The organism is Microcystis ichthyoblabe FBCC-A1114, assembly GCF_050500245.1.
Classification (GTDB): Bacteria; Cyanobacteriota; Cyanobacteriia; order Cyanobacteriales; family Microcystaceae; genus Microcystis; species Microcystis ichthyoblabe_A.
The window spans coordinates 850,829-871,295 of record NZ_CP191408.1 but is presented as its reverse complement, the minus strand read 5'-3'; the positions used below and the strand labels follow the sequence as shown (position 1 = coordinate 871,295).

Here is a 20,467-nt window from a genome sequence, read left to right as displayed (position 1 = left end):
CATCTATCTTCCTCTCTGTGTTCTTTGTGCCTCTGTGGTTTATACTTAATCCTTATAATGGTTTAAACTCACCTTAAAAAACTTTTGGTCGGCCTAAAGTAGTGATATAGATAACTGCTTCATCGGAGGGAATTCCTAACACTTCATTAACTTGATCATCAAAAAAACCACCGATACCACTAACCCCTAACCCCAGATGAATAGCTGCTAAATTTAATCTCTGTCCCAAATGACCCGCATCTGCATGAAGATAACGATAGACTCGATCGCCATATTTAGCCACTGCTTTTGACAGATCCGCCGTATGAAAAACCGCAGCAGCCGCATCTCGTCCCAAATCCTGACCTAAACAGAGATAATGTAACTCTTGCCGGAAATTTTTAAAGCGAATTTGCCGCAATTCTTGGGCTTTAGGAGCATAATAATAACAGCCTTCCTCTAATCCAGTTACTGCCGAAACAGCGATAAAAGTTTCCAATAAATCCAGAGCAAAATAATCGGGATTGGGATCGAGATTTTGGTCGGCATAATCTTGGGGTTGATAGGTAAAATGCAGCAGCGCTCGCAATTCGTCTAAACTGAGACTAGCACCACTATAAGCGCGGGTAGATCTGCGTTTAAGCATCGTACTTTCCAGATCGATTAAATCTTCCCCCCAATTGACGGGACGAGATGTCACCGAAACTTTTAGACAAAAAGGAAAATTATATTTATCTTCCCAATTAGACGGGGTAATATTTGCTTCTATCTTCTCATCTGTGGCTATGATAGTGGCTTGGTGTAGAGAGTTTAATAATTCCCCCTCGGCAATTTTGGGATAAAGAGTCGTGGTTGTCGAAGGGAGTGCCGTGGTACTAGGGGGGAGATTTTGCCGGATATTGAGCAGATCTGCCAAAGGAATCACCGTCATGACACTTTCTTTCTCGGAATCAAGATAAAGCAATTCATTCATCTGACTATCGTTAAAACCACCGATTAAATGAGCGCGATAGTCATTAATCGAGGCTGATAGCTCAATATTGCCCAATAAATGCCCTGTATCGAGGAAAATACGCCGATAGGCTCGATCCTCGTAGCGCCAAGCGGATCGATAAAAAATGGCACTGGTAACTAAAGCGATATCGGTATTTTCTAAAACAGGATTCCAGAAACAAGCAGATTGTAGGTTCGTCCAGACATCACTTTCCCAGAATAAAAGCAGCGAGTGACTTTGACCTTGATAACTGTAGAGACCGGCGGGTAAAAATTCCGTGCCACGGGAGATCAGATAGACCTCGGCGGGGTATAATCCACCAGCAGAGGGTGCAGAACGCAGGTACAAGGGACTACCCATAGTGGCGATTTTGGCAGTTAATCCATAGCTACAGCCCAAAATTCGCGATATACGTCGCCAAAAGTCTCCTTTCTGGGGAACTATTTGACGGGAGAGGTAGGGTTTGAGATCGAAAGTCTGACCGATTTTGTATTCTTTGAAAGGATAGGGTTGTTGACTCCAATCAAGACCTTTACTTTTTGAAGCGATCGTCTGGGGGTCGTATTTGGTCCGCTCGTGGTAGTATTGGGCGATCGAGATTGGCTGATCTGGCATGATAAAGATAGGCTGTCTAAGCTTTACTTTTTAGTTTAATATCGATGACCCCCAAAAAATCAACCAGCCAGAGAGTCGATTGGCTAAAAGTAAAGATAATCACCAATTTCACCCACATAAAATCTATGGAAATTATCGCTGTTTTACTGGGAGTTTTCGGTTTAGGGACAGGTGCGGGTTTATTAGTCATCCGTAACTATTACCACATCTGTCAACCGAGTGAAGTTTTAATTTTTGCCGGTAGTCGTCGTCCCACGGCCACGGGCAAAACCATCGGTTATCGTTTGGTAAAAGGGGGCAGCAGTATTCGTTTACCGATGCTAGAACAAGTGTATCGAATGGACTTGACCAACATGATCATCGATCTCAGGGTGGTTAATGCCTATTCTAAGGGCGGTGTGCCGTTGATCGTCACCGGGGTGGCGAATATTAAAATTGCTGGGGAGGAACCGATTATTCACAATGCGATCGAGCGTTTATTGGGCAAGAAACGCAAGGAAATCGAACAATTGGCTAAAGAAACCCTAGAGGGCAATTTGCGCGGTGTCCTGGCGAATTTAACCCCAGAACAAGCAAACTCCGATCAGATTGCTTTCGCTAAAAGTCTCCTAGAAGAAGCGGAACAGGATCTGGAAAAATTGGGTTTAGTTTTGGATAGTTTGCAGATCCAGAATATTTCCGATGAGGTGCGTTATCTCGATTCGATCGGACGGAAGCAAAAAGCCGAATTACAGAGAGATGCCCGGATAGCAGAAGCAAAAGCCAGAAAAACATCGATTATCAAGGATTCCGAGAATCTACGTCTAACCGCTTTGCGTCGTATCCAAAAAGATTTAGAAATAGCCAAAGCTGACGCAGAAAAACGGGTGCGCGACACTCAAACTAAGCGCGGCGCCATGATTGCCGAGGTAGAATCGGTGGTTATGTCCGATTTAGCTAAAGTACAGGCAGAAGTGGCGGTACAAACTGCCCGAATTAAGCAGGTGAAACAGCAATTACAAGCAGATGTGATCGCCCCCGCTGCAGCGGAATGTCAACAAGCGATCGCAAAAGCCCGGGGGGAAGCAGCCAAAATTATCGAACAGGGGAAAGCGCAAGCGGAAGGAACCAAAAAACTGGCGGCTTCTTGGCAAGGAGCGGGAAATAACGCTAAAAACATCTTTTTATACCTGAACTTCCCCCATACATATATACTATAATAGCCGAAAACCCTTATCCATCAATGGATACGCCCCTTAACTTTTCTTAATGTACCCATGTAATTTGTAACATTTCTTAATGGACAAGAATTCTCTCTATTTGCTAGAATGATAGCCATGTATATAGAAAAAGTTCCTAACCGTAATTCCCCCCCCGCCGTTCTTCTTCGGGAGTCCTACCGAGAAGGAGATCAAGTCAAAAAAAGAACCCTGGCGAATCTCTCAAAATTACCCGATGATATTATCGACAATCTGAAACTGGCTCTTAAAGGCGCAACACTGTCCATGACTGAAGGCATTCCCAATCATTTTGAAGTGATTAGAAGTCTTCCTCATGGTCATGTAATGGCTATTTTAGAGACGATTAAAAAATTAGGTTTAGATAAAATAATCAGTGAAAAATCCTCACGAATCAGAAACTTAGTGGTGGCGATGATTGTGGCAAGAATCATCAATCCTAAATCGAAACTAGCCACAGCGAGAGGGTTTAATAGCGAGACTTGTAGTCAGAGTTTAGGACAATTGTTAGACTTAGAGAAAGCCGATGAAGACGAATTATATAACGCCTTAGATTGGTTATTAGAAAAACAAGAGAAAATTGAGAAGCACCTAGCAATTAAACACTTAGAATCAGGAACATTAGTCTTGTATGATGTCACTTCTACCTACCTAGAAGGAAATGGTTGTGAACTGGGAAAATATGGTTATAACCGAGATAAAAAGAAAGGGAAAACTCAGATAGTTTTTGGTCTGCTCTGTTCAGCTAAGGGTTGTCCGATAGCGGTAGAAGTATTTGAAGGAAACACTTCAGACGGTGCTACTTTAAGCGGACAAATTGAGAAAGTCAGAAAGGGTTGGGGGATTGAGAATGTTGTCTGGGTAAGCGATAGAGGAATTTTAACCAACTCGAAAATCAACGAATTAGTAAAACCCATAGAAGGATTAGACTATATTACTGGTTTAACTAAGCCTCAAATTCGGAAACTGGCTGAGGTAGAAGTGATTCAATTAGGATTATTTGATCAGGTAAACTTGGTGGAATTTGAGAGTGAAGATTATCCCGATGAAAGATTAATTGCTTGTCGGAATCCCTTAATCGCCCAGAAAAATCAACTACAAAGAGAGGCATTATTAGAAGCGGTAGAGAAGGAACTAGATTTGATTGTTCAGGCGACTCAAAGGGAGAAAAGAGCTTTAAAGGGTCAAGATAAGATAGCTTTGAGAGTGGGCAAGGTTCTTAATCAGTTTAAGGTCAATAAATACTATAACTTAGAGATAACAGAGGAAGGCTTTTCTTATCAGCGTCAGCGGGAATTAATCGCTCAAGAAACGGCTTTGGATGGTGTGTATGTGTTAAGAACTTCTCTGGAGTCAACTTTGATGGATGCAGCGACGACGGTTAAAGCTTATAAAAGTTTGTCTCAAGTGGAGGAGGCATTTCGCTGTTATAAGTCAATTGATTTAAAGGTACGTCCTATATATCATTATCAGGGTGATAGAGTCAAAGCTCATATCTTTTTATGTATGTTGGCTTATTATGTGGAATGGCATTTAAAACAGTGCTTGGCTCCTTTGTTATTTGAGGATGAAGAAATTGATGATGGTTCTCTGAATGTGATTAAAGCGAGTCGCAGTGAATCCGCTCAGTCTAAAGAGAGAAAAAAACGGAATCAAGAGAACCTCCCTGTGCATAGCTTTCGGACTTTGTTGGAAGACCTGGGGACAATTTGCTTGAATACAGTGGAATGTACGATTAGGGAGGGAAGTTATCGTTTTTCTAAGATAACTCGACCGACCCAACTGCAACAAAAAGCGTTAGATTTATTGGGAGTTTCCCTGATTTGTACCCAGTAACGGGGCGGCGGAAATTCTCTTAATCCCTCCTACAGCATAGGTTATGGCCTTTTGTCAACGGGGAAGTCCAGTTATACCAAAAACTGGAGTTATTGCTGAAATTAATGGTCGCTAGTGTCCCAGAAGTGCAGGTGCAAACGGTGACGGTAGTGGACGGGGGTGATAGTAATCTTGTCCCCAAAATGACTGCCTTTGCCGAACAATTGCGTCAAGCTACCGGGGTGGATCTGGTACAAATGGCTAATCGCTTAGCACAAACCGAGCCATCTGTCAAGGGTAAAGACACAAATTTTGATTTTAAACAATTGCCCTCTTGAATCAGTTATCAGTTATCAGGAGACAGGAGACTCCGAGACAGGAGACTCCGAGACAGGATTCAATAGATTATTTTATTTATTCTCCCCATCACCCCATCACCCCACACCCCACACCCCACACCCCACACCCCACACACCTTTAGCTAATAGCTGCAAACCAGAGATTGTCCACTAGAATGTTAATCAAGTTTGGAGACCACCACCATGGATGACTTAATTAATGATCCCTCCCCTTCTCCCCAAGACCTAGAAATGACGCGGACTCCCCCCTGGGGAACAGTGACGGTATTGGAGGAAGGTTCCCGGTATCGCATCAATCGCATTGTCATTAAACCCGGCCATCACATGAGTACCCAAATGCACTACCATCGCAGTGAACACTGGATTGTCGTCTCCGGTACAGCGCGGGTAATCTGTGATGAAAAAGAAACTCTCCTCAAACAAAAAGAATCTACATACGTTCCCATGAATACCCGTCATCGGGTGGAAAACCCCGGTTCTATTCCTCTGGTGATGATTGAGGTGCAAAATGGCGAATATTTAGGAGATGATGATATTCACCGTTTTGATGATGCAGAATAGGACAGTTTTCTTCCGTATATACTTTAGTTATTTGCTAAAATCTCGATCGTGGATGAAAAAATTATCCTAGTTACAGGGGCTGCCCGTTCTGGGAAAAGTGAATGGGCCGAATATTTAGCCAAAATCAGCCAAAAACCCGTTATTTATATCGCCACCTCCTCGGTGGATGAAAAAGATCAAGAATGGTGCGATCGCATTGAAAGACACCGGCAGCGACGTTCCCCCCAATGGCAAACCCAAGAAATTCCCCGACAATTGAGCGAAACTATTGATAATAGCCCATTTACTCACTGTTTATTGATCGATTCCCTCGGTACTTGGGTAGCCAATTGTTTAGAAATGTCGGCAGCTGAATGGTTAGAAATTAGCGATCAATTCTTGTATTCCCTCAAAAATGCGGCGGTTGATGTTATTCTGGTAGCGGAAGAAACCGGTTGGGGTGTGGTTCCCGCTTATCCCCTCGGTCGTCTGTTTCGCGATCGTTTAGGCGATCTCTGTCGTAGAATTGGCACAATAGCAGACGCGGTTTATCTAGTTACCGGCGGCCATGCTCTTAATTTAAGTCAATTGGGTCAGTCTTTGTCGATAATTGGGCAATAGAGAAGTTGAGCAACGATTATCAGCGTCAAGTAATTGATTTTTATGCCCTTCGTCACGATTACGATAACGATTTTACGCAAGCTCGCGCCCTTAAATTAGTAAATTATCTCTATTTACAAAAAAGCCAATCTGTGCTAGACGTGGGAACGGGATTTATAGCGGTCGCAATTGCCCCAAAAGTAAAAAGTGTCATCGGGGTTGATTTCACGCCGGAAATGATTGCCAGAGCCGAAAAAAAGCTAGAAGCATTAAATATCGAGAATATTGACCTAATTAACGCTGATATAGCTGCCATTGACTTTGCCGAGTCTAGTTTCGATCTGATTACCTGTTCTCTGGCGATTGCACTTTTCCCCGATATCCCGCAAGTGCTGGCAAAATGGTATCAATGGTTAAAAAAAGGCGGTTTGATCGCCTATCGGCTGCCGAAATTGCGACTCTAGTGAACAATTATCGCCGAGAAATCGAGAAAAATGCCACCGATCAGGGGGTATGGCAAGATGCAACCACCTTTTTTATCACTGCTAGTAAAAGTTAGAAAAAGATCATGAGTCAAGTTAAAACCATCTCTGGACGAGCTTTACCCTTGCGAGGCAACGATATTGACACCGATCGCATTATTCCGGCTCGTTTTTTGCGTTGTATCACCTTTGAAGGTTTAGGCGAACAAGTGTTCGCCGATGATCGAGCCGCTTTACAGGGGAGTCATCCTTTCGATCTACCCCAGTACCAAGGGGCGAAAATTCTGGTAGTCAATGGTAATTTTGGTTGTGGCTCTTCTCGGGAACACGCACCGCAAGCGATTTTACGTTGGGGAATTCAAGCAATTATCGGGGAAAGTTTCGCCGAAATATTTTTTGGCAATTGTATCGCTAATGGGGTTCCCTGTGTCACTGCTGAGGCAAAAACCATCACCCATTTACAGGATTTAATTGCCGCTAATCCCGAAATTCCCGTCGATCTTTCCTTGACAACCATGACAGTGGAATGGGGGGATTTTGTCGCTACCGTGTCTATGAATGAAGGTTCCCGACAGATGTTAATAGAAGGGGGTTGGGATACCTGCAGACAGCTGTTACAAAATCTCGATCTGATTCAATCTACCGCGCAAAAGTTACCCTATTTAAGTTTCGTCTAGGGAAACAATCTAGGCTGAGGGTGCGTTAGCAATAGATTAACGTACCCCGGCAGGGATTTTGTTGGAAATGCAGCAGCTGTAAATATTAAAAAATCTGCCCTATGACTAATTCTGATAATAATCTCCAAAATATCCAAGAACCGATTTTAAACGCTCCCGAAGATGTGCGAAAAATCATCGATCGCGTTTTAAAATTGGAAAGAGATAAGTTATACCAGCGCAATCCTCGCAATATCAATGATGATGTTTTAACAATTATTAAAGAAGTAATCCAATAATCAGTTATCAGTTATCAGTTATCAGTTATCGGTTTACTGAAAAAACTTCCCCATCATCCCCTCCATATAAATATGAAACTACTATCAATAAAGTTATGTAATTTTCGACAATTTTATGGTAAGACTCCTGAGATACATTTAGCGGCGAGTTCTCGCAATACGACGGTAATTTATGGCAATAATGGAGCGGGAAAAACAACAATTTTAAATGCTTGTACCTGGGTTCTTTATGAAAAATTTACAGCAGCTTTTGCCGAACCAGAGTTATTAGTTAATAAACGGGCAATTACCGAAGTAACAACGGGAACCTCCATAGAATGTTCCGCGGAAGTAAACTTTGAACATGAAAATAAACGCTATCAGGTAAAACGAAAATTTTTCGCCTACCAAGATGTAAATAGTAAGATTAAATACGGTTCAAATAGTTTATATATGCTCTACGCTGGTGATGATGGTAATTGGTACACACCCAATCAACCAGCGGAGGATATTATTAATCAAATTTTACCCGAAAGTTTACACCGTTATTTCTTTTTTGATGGGGAATATATCGATCATCAATTTCGTAGTAGTAGCCAAGGTAAAATCGCCGAAGATACAAAAGAATTATTGGGAGTTAAAGTATTAGATCGAGCGATCGAGCATTTAAAAAAAGCTAAGAAATCTTTACAAGATGAGCTTAAAGATTTAGGGGAATCGGATTTAAAAAAGTTATTAAAACAGGAAAGTAAAATTGAGCAGGATTTCGAGAAATTAAAACAGCGTCAGCAAGATATTATTAGCCAGTTATCCCAGCAAGAAGAATTAAAAAAAGCCGTGACTAATCGCTTACTAGAGTTAAGTGGTGCCGAGGAATTAAAACAGTTAAAAGAAAAATTAGAACAACAGGAAAGAAATCTGCGGCAAGATTTAGTCAGAACTAAGGATAAGTTAAAGAAATTAATTTCTCAGCAAGCTTATCAAGTCTTTTTAAAAGAAATTAATCAAAATTTTCAGCAATTAATCGATCGCCTACGACAACAAGGGGAATTACCCAGTGGTATCAAACAGCAATTTGTCCAACAATTATTAGAGGGAAAAAAATGTATTTGTGGTCAGGAATTACAGGAAAATAGCCAAGCTTATTTACAGGTACAAGATTGGATGAATAAAGCAGGAATGGCCGATGTAGAAGAAGCAGCCATTCGCTTATCTTCCACAGTCAAAGAAATGGATAAAAAAGTCTTAGATTTTTGGCAAGAAGTGGATAATTATCAAGCTAATATTCACCAGTGGCGCTTAGAATTATCTTTAGTAGAATCAGAATTAGATGAAGTGCGGGATAAATTTCGCCATTATCCCGATGAAGATATTAAAAATCTGCAATCTCGCTTAGATGCGATTGAGGATTCCCTAAAAGATTTACGCTTGGAACAGGGCAGCAATAAAAATCAACTAGATATCTATGAAAAAGAGTTAGAATCCCTGCAAAAGCAGGTACAAAAACAGCAACAAAAAGAGGAAAAATCTAATTTAGGACAACGACGTATTTTAGTGACTCAAGAGGCAATTAATCGCATTAGTGAGGTAAGACAGAGATTAGAAAATCAGTTTCGTTTGTCCTTAGAAAAACGGGTACAGGAAATCTTTAGCTCAATTTCTTTTACTCCCTATATTCCCCGTATTAGTCCCGATTACGAGGTAAGACTATTAGAAAATACCACAGGATTCGCAATTCCCGTGGCAGCTTCTACCGGAGAAAATCAGATTCTTAGTTTATCTTTTATCGGGGGAATTATCGATCGAGTGCGAGAATGGAGTCAGAAAAATACTTTGATGGGAATTGATAGCAGCACTTTTCCTCTGGTGATGGATTCCCCTTTTGGTAGTCTTGATCATATCTATCGTCGGCAAGTCGCGATCGCTATTCCTAAATTAGCCAATCAGTTAGTTGTTTTAGTGACAAAAACTCAATGGAGAGGAGAAGTAGAAACCGAGATTTCTCCCTATATTGGTAAAGAATATGTGTTAGTTTATAATTCTCCGAAAGCAGATTGTCAAGAGGATTTAATTAATCTTCATGGTGTTAATTATTCTCTGGTGAAACGCAGTCCTAATAATTTTGAATATACGGAAATTATCGAAGTTAATCGATTTTCCTCCTGACTACTAAATTCTGTTGTTATAACTAAATTTTAACTTCTAATAAAACGATCAATTGCTGTGTTCATTACTCCAACGCGACTGGATAATTCCACAAGTTCCGTGGTGACAATATTATAATCCCCTAAATATTTCTGGAGATTAGTTCCCTCTTTCTGATGGCCAATTTCCACTAACCTTTCCTCTCGCAATTCTTGCAAATGATCGAGGATATTTTCTAAAGTATCTTCGAGGGGAGGTAAGGGAAAAGGAGGATTATTTGCTTGCAAAGCTTGGGTTAATTGCGTCAAAGCTTGGGTTATTTGTTGCGTGAACAGACTTAGATTAGGATGGGGAGGACTACCGCGATATTGTTCCAATTCCGTCAATAAAACTGTCACCCCGCGACCAAAACGAGGAATATAATTACTTAAAGTGATTGCCGGTTCCATTTGTGGAAAGGGTGTGCTAGGATCGTCAATTAATCGTTGTAAGGCCGTTTGCATAGTTGTATTTGCTCGTCGAGCTTTATTGCGATAGGAAGATAAAATTGCAGTTTGATAGGATGATTCTCCTAAATAAACTGCCATAACTGACTGAAAAAATATTTGATTAGCTTCTAATGCTTTAATGGCAGCGAGGGAAAAACGTTCATCTTCATTAACCCGTAAAAAACCGAAGGAAAGTACAAAGGCTAAAGCACTACCGATTAAAGTATAAACTATTCTGATATACTCTAAATTAATCCCGTCATTGCTGGCATCGAGACGACTGATAATTAAAGCAAAAATTGTGATAAAAAATACTGCCAAACTATAGTGAAATCGCACTAAAGCTAAAGCGATCGCTATAGAAATCACCCCAATAATTTCTAACCAGATCGAATTATCTATAATTGGCAACAATGCCAAAACAAAAAACGAGCCTAAAATCGTGCCAAACACCCGATTAAAAAAGCGTTGAAAAGTCAAGCTAAAATCTGGTTTTAACACAATAACTAAGGTTAAACCAATCCAAAAACTATGGGTAATTCCTAGCTTATGGTAAATCAAAACTCCTAGCGCACTTCCCAAACCTAAGCGTAAACCATGGCGAAATAGGGGCGATTCTAGATTAAAATTAGATTTTAATGGTTCCCACCAAGCTTTTTCTTGACCGTACTCTTTTTCTATCCCTTCAAAGTTCCGCTGCCAGGGATTTTTTTTATCTGGAAATTCCTCGCTTTGCCGCAAATGTTGCGCTGTTTCACTGGCTATTTTTAGCTGTTTAAATAATTTTTTTAAACGATTATTTAATTGGGAAATTGCCACATAACTGCTATAATCATCCTGGGCATTTTCTAAAACTTTAGCTTGCAGGTTTTTTTGCTGCTCGATCGCCTTGAGTAATAGCTGCAAGCGCTCACAATCCGGTTGTTTATTTCTACCCAAAATTAACCCAGCAATATCTTCGCTAATTTCCGCCACTTGCACGAGAATATCTTCTAATAAAATACCCACCGTGGTCAGTTGTGGCAAGGGATGAAGATGAAGCAATTCTCGCAGTGCAATTAAGCTGGTATTAATGCGATCGCTATCTTCGATCAAGACGATTAACAATTCCCGCAGCTCATTCTTTCCCCAACGTCCCCGACGCGTCAAGGTGACAGTTTTCCTCGAACGGAGCAACAGCTGGCGAATTTGGTCAAAATATGGCTCCTCATTAGCATTAGAACAAGAGTGTAAAGGCAAAGAACGGAGATAGGTGGCGATACCCTGAAAATTTTCCGCTGTTACCTGACGTAAAGGCTGATTAGGACGAAAAGGCCAGATAAACAGGGCTAAAAAAATTGTCCATCCCCCTCCCAACACAGCAATTCCGGCCCGTTGTAAAGCGACGATCATATCTCCCGATGGCAAAGAAACGGCCAAAAGCAGCAATAAACTGATTACTACCCCAGCTAACGCCCCATTTTCCCCGTAAACCGTCAAATAACCCGCTAGAAACAACCCGCAAAAAACTATCACTACGGTCAATCCTAGCCAAGCACTGGCTAATGTGCCGATAATCAAAGCTAGAGCCATCCCGATAGTCGTAGCGACTAGGGTTTTCGCTCTCAGGCAGTAAAGTCCCCCCACATCCGCTAAAATCAAGATTTGAGCCGCTAAACCGACCATTAACCCCAATTCTGACCGATCTAAAATATCACCGATAATAATCGGCACTGTGATGGCTAATAAAGTCCGAATCCCCCGCTCGATCTCGATATCGCCACTGGGACGCAATAAAAAAGCAAATCGCTGAAGTAGCATATAGCACTTATCTTAATGGTGAGGTATGAGGTTTTCGTTTTCGGGAGTCAGCATTCTCCGAGTCACCTGATTAGGGAAAGATTTCCCTCCTGTCTCCTGACTTGAAAGAGGGTGTAGGGTGTGGGGTGTAGGGAAGGAAACCTCTTTCATCTGTGGGGGTGAAAATTTTTTCATCGGGACTGACTCCTAACTCCTTAATTCTGCTGTGTTAGGGCAGCCAACGGGGTTTAAAACCAGGGTTGAGTTCTTGAGGTAAAATTTTCGGGATGCTATTGGGACTGAACTGATCAGGAAGCGGTAATAACCAGAGACGACCATCGGCAATACTCGACCCCTCCCCAGTGACTAAATCATTTCCGACTCCAAAAGGTATGGTTGCTAACTGATCAAATAATAAAGCCACGCCATCGGGAGACATACTCATCTGCACGTCACGATAATTAGGTAAGGCCAGCAGGGGGATCATTTTACCCGTTTTTAGCTCAATAATCGCTAAAAATGGTTCTTCTTTCACCTTGCCATCGCTGCCCATAACCAGATCGCTTTTCAGACAGTAAAGGGTTTTTTCCTGTCGCGGTTCAAATTCACAGCTAATAATCGGATTAGCTGTTCTTAATAGTAGTCTTGACTCTCCCTGATCATTGAGCAAAAATAGCGATCGCTGATTATCTGGTTCCGATTTCACCATGAGTTTTTGGCGACCATCCCGGGAAAAAGCGAGTATTTTCTCGTAGGTGGGCAAAAATTGCGGTTTTCCCCCTTGCACATCCAAAGGAATCACCGCTACCCCTCCCGTTTGACTGACAACCGCTTTTTTACCGTCGGGAGATAGTAAAAAAATATCCCCTTGTATTCCTAACGGTCGCGATTGTCCATCATCGCTGATTACCCATAAACTGGCATCCCCCGGATTCCCGTGATTGATTCTCTGCACGATTAGGGTTTTGCCGTTATCTGAGAGATTAAATCGCAGATTTTGATAGGTTTTCGCATCTAAAAACCTTTCTATACGACCACTAGGCAAATTTTGACTATTTTCGTCATGATTTAAACCCGTGGTAATTGTGTAAAGTTGCTGTTTTGGGGTATCTCGTCCTAAGTCAGAGCGATCAAAGGCCGAGAATAAAATTCTATCCCCCCTCGGATAGATTTGAAAATCCGTGACCACTAGATCCCCAGGGGTAAGGATGGTTTTTTTCAGTTCTGTGACCTTATTTGCCCCCTGAATGATATTACAGACGATTAAACGGCCTCTTTCCTCTTGGTTGACTCCAATATAGGCAAAAGCTCGATCGTGGCTGTAAAATTCGCCGATAAAGTCCTCACCTTGGGCAATGGGTAACTTTACTTGATATTTCTTGCCGTAGATGGGCAATTCCGTCAAAGTATAGGTCAAGCGATCTCCGGCCCAGCTAATTTTACCCGGTAAGGGAGGATTGATCACCAAGCTGGTTTCTATATCGGAACGGTCAATCGGTCGATTAAAACTTAAAGTAAAATAATTGTCCCTAACGCCGATTTTTCGCCCTTGCCAGCTAAAATTCTCCCCTCGGGTCGGGACTTGATTTCCCTGGATCAAAATCGACGATATCGCGGCAATTAAAGCCAAAATACTCGCTAAAACTAAGCGATCAAACCAAGCTAATCTTTTCATCAGTTATCAGTTATCAGTTATCAGTAGTCGGTCGTCGGTCGTCAGGAGATTGCTTTTATTTATTCTCCCATCTCCCCCCTCTACAATAATTACTCGCCACCAGAAACACCTTGCGCCTGTATCATACTTTGTGCTTTTTGTCAAAAAAACTTTTTTTTTGCAATAAAACTACATAAAAAAAAGATCATCGTTGTGGGTGAAATTGACTGATTTACCCGTTTTAATTAGGATCACCTTCTAGGTTTGACAAGGGTTTCCACCATTGCTGGCTAAAAAAGCACAGAACAACCCATTCTGAAATTCTATCAAATCGCTGTAACCAGCATAACATCGTTGTTAAATAAAAATCTTTCTCAATTAATTCTTAAGAATTTATAAATATTGCGGAATGTTAATTTAAATATTCTCAAGTTTTTACGGTCAATAAATAATTTTTACTTATCTTTGTCCAAAATTGGGTTAGAAGTCAGTTATCAGTTATCAGTTATCAGTTCACTGAGAAAACTCCCCACACCCTACACCCCACACCCCACACCCCACACCCCACACCCCACTTTCTTATCAGCTTTAGTAATGATTGTCATCGGTTTTTTCAATCGAATAAATAAAAACGCCCCCAAAAAGGAAGCGTTTTTTAACTTATCATGAGGACTTAGCAAAATGTGTGCAGAGTTAGAACGCGGATGTTGGATGGGGATCCAGCATCTGTTTATTTTTAACCATCGATCGCCGGCACTGTCAAGGCCATGGGAATAGCATCACCGGAAGCTAAATCGAGGGGGAAGTTATGTGTTCAAGTGTATTTACAGCCCCGGCAATGGTGTCCCTTTTTTGGGTTTATTTATTTCAAAAATTATCTCTTTATTTGTATATTTTTAAACTTGTATAAAATTGATTTAAGTTTTGTAAAAAGTAGTTGACAAAATCCAATCTAGATGGAATAGGACTCTATCCTTAAGGTTGACAAAATGTGGTAAGGTGGAGTGAGTAATAAAACTGATCACTAACCTATTATCAGTGACAACTGCCAAATTCACCAGAGAAGGCTAAATATAACTATGTCCAAACGGTTTAAATTCGACTCCTCCGAGATGATTTATCTCACCGATAAACTGATGAATGTGGCCAGCAATCGTTACTCGATCGTCGTGCAGGTCGCTAGACGGGCCAAGCGGGTCCGCTACGATACCGTAGAAAATATCGACGACCCGATGATTAAACCCGTCCAACGGGCCCTGATGGAAATGACCGACGAATTAACCGAACCGGAATTATTACGCGATTAATCCCCTAAAATTGCTGGGGAGCAACCCCTAAACTTCATCGGGGTTGATACCCAGCGCTCTTAGTCTTTCCGCTAGTCGTTGGGCTTTTTGTTCCGCTTCCTGTTTGGCTAAACCTGCTTGAGCGGCGATCAAACGTTCTTGAGCGGCGATCGCACTTTCCTCTCGATACTGGGAAGAAGGCGATTTTTATTGTAGGAAAGGTTAACCATAGCGATTGTTTTGACTAGGGAAATTACCAAGTATTCGGTTGAAAGTCGGCATCATTAATAATAGCCACCGTATCCCCGGAGGGTTTAATCACAAATAGACCTTTTTTATAAGCATAGCGATCGATTCCCTCGTTGATTTCAATTCCTGCCACTGCACCGTAGGCTCGATAGTTTTGATAATGGGGAAAAGCGATTTTAAAACGAGTCAATTTTTCAATAAATTCATCTACATCATCTTGAGATAATCTCGATTTACATTCCACCACCACGAGATCGGTATCATCCACCCCTAGGATATCAATTTCCATGGCGATGCCCTGACGTTTGACTCTAGCACGGGGATAAACTTCCTTAATATCAATGCCTTTTTCCTGAAAAAGCCGTAAAACCGCCGGTTCTACCAACTCTTCCACAAATCGACCCCAGCGAGTGGTCAGACTATCTACCGCTTTGCTGGTTCGTTCTACGGTGCGTTTCAGTTCTGTCATCGAGCGATCGCTTTCTAGTTTAGATTCGGCCAGGAGGTTCTCTATTTCGACTCTATGGCGATCATATTCCGCGTTGGATTGGGCAACCAGGCGATCATATTCCGCCTTGGATTGGGCAACCAGGCGATCATATTCCTCAGCCCGGCGATCATATTCCGCCTTGGATTGGGCAGCCCGGCGATCATATTCCTCAGCCCGGCGATCATATTCCGCCTTGGATTGGGCAGCCCGGCGATCATATTCCTCAGCGGAAGCGCGGAATAGCTGGTAAATATCCTCAAGAGTTACTGGTTCACTCATAGACTTGCCTCTAAAACACCCCTGATCATTTTAGCGATTCCGTCGAGAAGCCGGACGAGAGCGAGAGAGCAAAACGGCAAGAAATATTAAAATTATGTAAAACACTTGACAAATGTGGGGTTTAGGGTGGTTTTTTTTCTGGAATTTACCTAAAATGTCGGATGAATACCCCTGCAAGCGTGGCGTTTGATTGATGCCAATTCTAGCAGATAGCATCAATGCGCTCTGACCAAGGTAGTCCTGGCAGCGATAACCACAGCGCGCAACTTCCGCAAGAATGCTAATATAAAAAAGCTATTGGCTAATTTTTTCCTATTTTAACTCGCAATATGCTCCCGTCTAATCTCGATCGCATCGTCGAACGCCTCAAACGTCGTACCGATCCTAAGCAAAAATACGAACAATTACTAGCTTTTGCTAAAAAACTAGAACCAATACCAGAATCTGCCAAAATACCCACTAATAAAGTCCAGGGCTGTGTATCCCAAGTTTATATCACTGCCGACCTCGAAAATGGCCAAGTTTGGTACAAAGGCGATTCCGACGCGCAATTAGTCAAAGGTTTAGTTGCTTTGTTAATCGAGGGGTTAAATGGACTGACTCCCTCGGAAATCCTGCAAGTCACCCCGGATTTTATCGAAGAAACCGGTTTAAAAGTCAGTCTTACCCCTTCCCGCGCCAACGGATTTTATAATATTTTCCAATTAATGCAGAAAAAAGCTCTCGGTTTTCAGTTGGGAATGTCCGCTTAGATGTCTAGTTTTCTGGTTCCGGTTCCTTTGATTCGGGAATCTCGCAGTTTTGGAAACGAGTATCCACCAGCGAACGGGTGCAACCCCAATTACTCGGTATTCCCGACGGCCAACCCATCCGCAAAGCTTCCGGACAGATGGCCATCACCGTTAGCTGACAGTCAATTAACTGAAAACCCTCTTTCTCACACTGTTTGAGACTGTGTTTGAGAATGGAATCATTGTTAAATTCGATGGTTTTATTACACTGAATACAGACCAAATGATGATGGTGGTGGGGATAGGGTTGATTGAGTTCGTAGTGTTTATGACCCTCGGCCAATTCCAACTCCCGCAAAATTCCCATCCGCGACATTAGTTTAACACTGCGGTAAATCGTCGATAAACTAATTCCTTCCCCCCGTTTGTCCAGTAATTCCTGCAATTCTTCGGCACTGAGATGATTGCCTTTCGGTAAATTCTGGAAAACGTGCAGAATTTTCTCTCGCTGGGGAGTTAAGCGCCACCCCCGTGCATTGAGTTCCGCTTTCAGGGAGGAGGCAGTGTAGGCAGACATAAGCGATCGACTCTCAATAAAAGCTATTTAATTGACAATGATAGTCGTTTCGGCGAGCCATTGGCAACAGTTTTCAGTAGTTGAAAATTCAACCCCCATTCAAGTATGAAAAATTACTATGAAATCCTCCAAATTCCCCGTAATGCCAGTAATAATCAGATAAAAGCCGCTTTTCGTCGTCTGGCCCGGCAATATCACCCCGATTATAATCCCAATGATCCAGAGGCAGTGACAAAATTTCGCGAAATTGAACAAGCTTATCGGGTTTTGAGCGATAAAGACAAAAGAAAAGAGTATGATCGCAGTTTATCCCCAGAAATACCCACTTTTAACCGTAGTGCCGAGGATTTTTATCAACAGGGATGGCACTACGCTCAAGAGAAAAATTATCAACTAGCGATCGCATTTTACCAGCAAGCGATCGCAATTAATCCGCAATTTTGGCAGGCCTATCTGCAACGGGCGGAAGTTTACTACTATAATCAGCAGGATCGGCAAGTTTTAAGCGATTGTCGGCAAGTTTTGCAGTTAAAACCCGATTGTTCCCAAGCTTACTATTACCTCGGTTTATCCCGTCAACGACTCGGTTACACCCAATCCTCCCTAGAAGCTTATGGCAAAGCAATCGCCATTGACCAAAATAATCCCCAATTCTATTATCAAAGAGGATTGGCTCTAGAGGAACTCTCGGAACTGCCAGCAGCACGAAAAGATTTCCAAATAGCAGCCAAGAAATTTAAGCAACAGGGAAATTTTCGCCGCTATCATGCCATTATTAATAAGTTAAAATATGTTCATAAAAGTTATCGACAACAGCAATCAATTAAGTGGTCAAAAACTCTTTTTATTATTTTTAATTTGCTGAAAATCTCTTTTTTATCTTTGCTCAAACCCAAGACCGGTCTAGCACAGTCTTTTTTAAAGCTTAACCGTAATCAGGCTTTGGCTACAGGGGTATTTGCGGCAATAATCAGCAGTTTTTTTATCGCTTTGACTTGGCAAAACTGGACAGTTAAATCCGAGTTTTTACTGTTATTAGGCTGGGCAGTATTTCCTTTTATTATTCTGACTTTATCTAGTTGTTTGGGCAGAAAATTAAGTAATAAATATGGTAGTATCGTCGGGGATATATTTTTAGGTGGCTTAATAATTTTGCCCTTTTCCCTCGTCATTTGGCTCACTTCCTATTTATCCATAAATGGCGATATTATCGGCGCAATTATCGGTGTAACTGGCGGTTATCTAACCGGAATTCTCTACTATGGTTATCGCCATTTATCCAATATTTCTTCGCCGATATCTTTACTTTTACTCCCTTTTGTGCTAGGTTTTCTTACGGTTAATATCTGGGTAGTTTATTATTATCTCTAAATCTTCTGGGGTATTACAGTTAAATAAAATCTCGGAATTATCGATAATTAATTCCTCCACCACAGCGACATTTAACCATTTTTGAAAAGAAGTGTCTCCCTGCTTAATATAAGTCTGCAAAGATGCTAAACAACGACGATGATAAAAAGCACAGAGAGGCTCCCAACGATTGCCGCACCGAGGAACCGAAGCCATAGCATTTTCTGGTACAGTGGCTAATAATCTTGACCATTCTTGAATAATTGAAGACCTGAGTAAAGGTAAATCGCAAGGGAGTAATAAAACCCAATCGGTTGATACAAAAGTTAATCCCAAGGCAAAGGCCAATAAAGGCCCCCTAGTGGGGAGAGGTTCCTTGATTATTTGGCAGTATTGGGGAATGATCAGTTCATAACGTTCCGGCCAAGGCGTAATCACAGACACTTGTACTGCACAATCTTGGGCAATTAAACAAGTATTCTCTAGAAAAGAGACACCCTGAAAAGATAACAAAGCTTTATCTCGTCCCATGCGGGAACTTTGACCACCAGCCAGAATTAACGCCGTTAAAGCGGGAAAATCACTCATAATAACCAGTTTTAAAGGATAAACCACAGAGGCACAAAAAACACAAAGAAAAAGACAGAAAGAACAAGAGAGCCTACAAATCTAGGCAACTTGCTCAAACCTATGCTAGTCTCTTGACAATTAATAATGTCTCCCTAAACAAGCAATAGATGAATTCCCATTTAATCAAAGTTCCCTTTGTTGATTTAACTTGGCAAAATCAGCCCCTACAAGCAAAAATTACCAAGGCAATCCAAACAGTTATCGACCGGGGAGATTTTGTTTTAGGCCAAGCTTTAGCCGAATTTGAAACCGCCTTTGCCCAAGCTTGCGGAGTCGAGTATGCTGTGGGAGTAGCTTCTGGCACTGCTGCTCTTGCCCTGGCTTTACAAGCTTACGGCATCGGTGCCGGGGATGAAGTGCTAGTCCCCGCTAATACCTTTGTCGCCACCCTCATGGGTGTTATTCAAGCGGGGGCCAAACCGATTTTAGTTGATTGTCACCTCGATACAGCCCTAATTGACCTTGCGGCGGCCGCCCAAAAAATTACCCCCAACACCCGCGCCATTCTACCCGTACACCTGTACGGACAGATGGTATCACCCCAACAATTAGAGGATTTTGCCCGCAGCCATAGTCTGATTATCTTTGAAGATGCAGCCCAGGCCCATTTAGCCAGTAGAGAAGGTTATCGCGCCGGCAGCGTCGGTGTGGCGGCGGGGTTTAGTTTTTATCCCAGTAAAAATTTAGGCGCTTTTGGCAATGGCGGAATGTTAGTGAGCAATGATCCTGAAATTAGCCAAAAAGCCCGCAGTTTAAGAAATTATGGCGCACCAAGCAAGTATTTCCACACCGATATCGGCACTAATAGCCGTTTGGATAGCATACAAGCCGCCATTTTAAACATTAAATTACCCCATCTGGAAGGCTGGAATCAGACCCGTCAGCGAGCGGCAAGACAATATGATCGGCTGTTGGCTCCTTTAGCCGATAAGGGCATTTTACCCATAAGAGACGAAACCGAGACTGGTCATGTCTATCATCTCTACGTTATTCGCCTCCTCCCCCATTGTCCCGTTGATCGCCAACAACTACAAGAACAATTAACTGCCGTCGGTATTCAAACTGGCATTCATTATCCGATTCCTTGTCATCTACAACCGGCCTATCGCTACCTGGGTTATCAACAGGGAGACTTTCCTAATTCAGAGATTCTCTGTGAAGAAATTGTCTCTCTCCCCATGTACCCCGGCATCAGCGAGGAGCAAATTGAAACCGTGGTTGAACAAATCACTGCGATCATCGGGTAACATAAATTCAGAATTTGTCACTAAATC

At 42.0% G+C, this 20,467-nt stretch carries 18 protein-coding genes and 1 pseudogene; 13 read left to right on the top strand and 6 right to left on the bottom strand.

Annotated features, from left to right (window positions below; all coding sequences use genetic code 11):
• Nucleotides 1-73: 73 nt before the first annotated feature.
• Nucleotides 74-1,588, bottom strand: a complete 1,515-nt coding sequence (locus tag ACQY1Y_RS04140; protein WP_430014034.1) for a SagB/ThcOx family dehydrogenase — start codon at nucleotides 1,586-1,588, stop codon at nucleotides 74-76.
• 125 nt (nucleotides 1,589-1,713) lie between these two features.
• Here ACQY1Y_RS04140 and ACQY1Y_RS04135 point away from each other — a divergent pair, with 125 nt between their 5' ends.
• The 9 genes and pseudogenes from ACQY1Y_RS04135 to ACQY1Y_RS04095 all read left to right on the top strand — a co-directional run bounded on the left by ACQY1Y_RS04135 (nucleotide 1,714) and on the right by ACQY1Y_RS04095 (nucleotide 9,701).
• Nucleotides 1,714-2,787: a flotillin family protein gene (locus ACQY1Y_RS04135; protein ID WP_430014033.1), complete on the top strand. Its 1,074-nt coding sequence runs from the start codon at nucleotides 1,714-1,716 to the stop codon at nucleotides 2,785-2,787.
• Nucleotides 2,788-2,904: 117 nt separating this feature from the next.
• Nucleotides 2,905-4,641 (top strand): IS1634 family transposase, encoded by a 1,737-nt coding sequence (locus ACQY1Y_RS04130; protein ID WP_430014637.1) that lies wholly within the window; start codon nucleotides 2,905-2,907, stop codon nucleotides 4,639-4,641.
• 71 nt (nucleotides 4,642-4,712) lie between these two features.
• Nucleotides 4,713-4,958, top strand: a pseudogene (locus tag ACQY1Y_RS04125) (flotillin family protein); the annotation flags it as partial.
• A gap of 204 nt (nucleotides 4,959-5,162) precedes the next feature.
• Nucleotides 5,163-5,540 carry a phosphomannose isomerase type II C-terminal cupin domain gene (locus tag ACQY1Y_RS04120; protein ID WP_016514790.1) on the top strand — a complete coding sequence of 126 codons (378 nt, stop codon included), beginning with the start codon at nucleotides 5,163-5,165 and terminating at the stop codon, nucleotides 5,538-5,540.
• A gap of 48 nt (nucleotides 5,541-5,588) precedes the next feature.
• Nucleotides 5,589-6,140: a bifunctional adenosylcobinamide kinase/adenosylcobinamide-phosphate guanylyltransferase gene (gene cobU, locus ACQY1Y_RS04115; RefSeq protein ID WP_430014032.1), complete on the top strand. Its 552-nt coding sequence runs from the start codon at nucleotides 5,589-5,591 to the stop codon at nucleotides 6,138-6,140.
• 5 nt (nucleotides 6,141-6,145) lie between these two features.
• Complete coding sequence (locus tag ACQY1Y_RS04110; protein WP_002735100.1) at nucleotides 6,146-6,583, top strand: class I SAM-dependent methyltransferase; 438 nt, start codon at nucleotides 6,146-6,148, stop codon at nucleotides 6,581-6,583.
• 104 nt (nucleotides 6,584-6,687) lie between these two features.
• A complete protein-coding gene (gene leuD / locus ACQY1Y_RS04105; RefSeq protein WP_002773071.1) occupies nucleotides 6,688-7,278 on the top strand; it encodes a 3-isopropylmalate dehydratase small subunit in 591 nt (196 codons plus the stop codon).
• A 101-nt stretch (nucleotides 7,279-7,379) separates the two neighbouring features.
• Nucleotides 7,380-7,556: a hypothetical protein gene (locus ACQY1Y_RS04100; RefSeq protein ID WP_002740601.1), complete on the top strand. Its 177-nt coding sequence runs from the start codon at nucleotides 7,380-7,382 to the stop codon at nucleotides 7,554-7,556.
• A gap of 72 nt (nucleotides 7,557-7,628) precedes the next feature.
• On the top strand, nucleotides 7,629-9,701 hold the full coding sequence (locus ACQY1Y_RS04095; RefSeq protein WP_430014031.1) for an AAA family ATPase: 2,073 nt from the start codon (nucleotides 7,629-7,631) through the stop codon (nucleotides 9,699-9,701).
• A gap of 29 nt (nucleotides 9,702-9,730) precedes the next feature.
• Here ACQY1Y_RS04095 and ACQY1Y_RS04090 read toward each other — a convergent pair whose 3' ends face one another.
• Nucleotides 9,731-11,968 carry an FUSC family protein gene (locus ACQY1Y_RS04090; protein ID WP_430014030.1) on the bottom strand — a complete coding sequence of 746 codons (2,238 nt, stop codon included), beginning with the start codon at nucleotides 11,966-11,968 and terminating at the stop codon, nucleotides 9,731-9,733.
• A 208-nt stretch (nucleotides 11,969-12,176) separates the two neighbouring features.
• Nucleotides 12,177-13,622 carry an Ig-like domain-containing protein gene (locus tag ACQY1Y_RS04085; RefSeq protein ID WP_002735311.1) on the bottom strand — a complete coding sequence of 482 codons (1,446 nt, stop codon included), beginning with the start codon at nucleotides 13,620-13,622 and terminating at the stop codon, nucleotides 12,177-12,179.
• Nucleotides 13,623-14,680: 1,058 nt separating this feature from the next.
• On the opposite strand from ACQY1Y_RS04085, the gene ACQY1Y_RS04080 reads away from it, so the two are divergent.
• Nucleotides 14,681-14,908: a DNA-directed RNA polymerase subunit omega gene (locus ACQY1Y_RS04080; RefSeq protein ID WP_002737694.1), complete on the top strand. Its 228-nt coding sequence runs from the start codon at nucleotides 14,681-14,683 to the stop codon at nucleotides 14,906-14,908.
• Between the two features lie 232 nt (nucleotides 14,909-15,140).
• Here ACQY1Y_RS04080 and ACQY1Y_RS04075 read toward each other — a convergent pair whose 3' ends face one another.
• Nucleotides 15,141-15,905, bottom strand: coding sequence for a DUF3782 domain-containing protein (locus ACQY1Y_RS04075; protein ID WP_430014029.1), 765 nt, complete (start codon nucleotides 15,903-15,905; stop codon nucleotides 15,141-15,143).
• 329 nt (nucleotides 15,906-16,234) lie between these two features.
• Between ACQY1Y_RS04075 and ACQY1Y_RS04070 the strand changes: the two genes are divergently transcribed.
• Nucleotides 16,235-16,657 carry a SufE family protein gene (locus ACQY1Y_RS04070; RefSeq protein WP_069475603.1) on the top strand — a complete coding sequence of 141 codons (423 nt, stop codon included), beginning with the start codon at nucleotides 16,235-16,237 and terminating at the stop codon, nucleotides 16,655-16,657.
• 4 nt (nucleotides 16,658-16,661) lie between these two features.
• Here the strand turns inward: ACQY1Y_RS04070 and ACQY1Y_RS04065 are convergent, their stop codons facing one another.
• Nucleotides 16,662-17,213, bottom strand: a complete 552-nt coding sequence (locus ACQY1Y_RS04065; protein WP_002737956.1) for a transcriptional repressor — start codon at nucleotides 17,211-17,213, stop codon at nucleotides 16,662-16,664.
• A gap of 105 nt (nucleotides 17,214-17,318) precedes the next feature.
• On the opposite strand from ACQY1Y_RS04065, the gene ACQY1Y_RS04060 reads away from it, so the two are divergent.
• Nucleotides 17,319-18,584, top strand: a complete 1,266-nt coding sequence (locus ACQY1Y_RS04060; protein ID WP_430014028.1) for a J domain-containing protein — start codon at nucleotides 17,319-17,321, stop codon at nucleotides 18,582-18,584.
• On the opposite strand, the gene ACQY1Y_RS04055 is transcribed toward ACQY1Y_RS04060, so the two are convergent.
• Nucleotides 18,537-19,151, bottom strand: a complete 615-nt coding sequence (locus tag ACQY1Y_RS04055) for a molybdenum cofactor guanylyltransferase (protein ID WP_043997123.1) — start codon at nucleotides 19,149-19,151, stop codon at nucleotides 18,537-18,539. The two genes, ACQY1Y_RS04060 and ACQY1Y_RS04055, sit on opposite strands and share 48 nt — an antisense overlap.
• A 149-nt stretch (nucleotides 19,152-19,300) precedes the next feature.
• Here ACQY1Y_RS04055 and ACQY1Y_RS04050 point away from each other — a divergent pair, with 149 nt between their 5' ends.
• Nucleotides 19,301-20,440: a DegT/DnrJ/EryC1/StrS family aminotransferase gene (locus tag ACQY1Y_RS04050; RefSeq protein WP_430014027.1), complete on the top strand. Its 1,140-nt coding sequence runs from the start codon at nucleotides 19,301-19,303 to the stop codon at nucleotides 20,438-20,440.
• Nucleotides 20,441-20,467 lie beyond the last annotated feature (27 nt).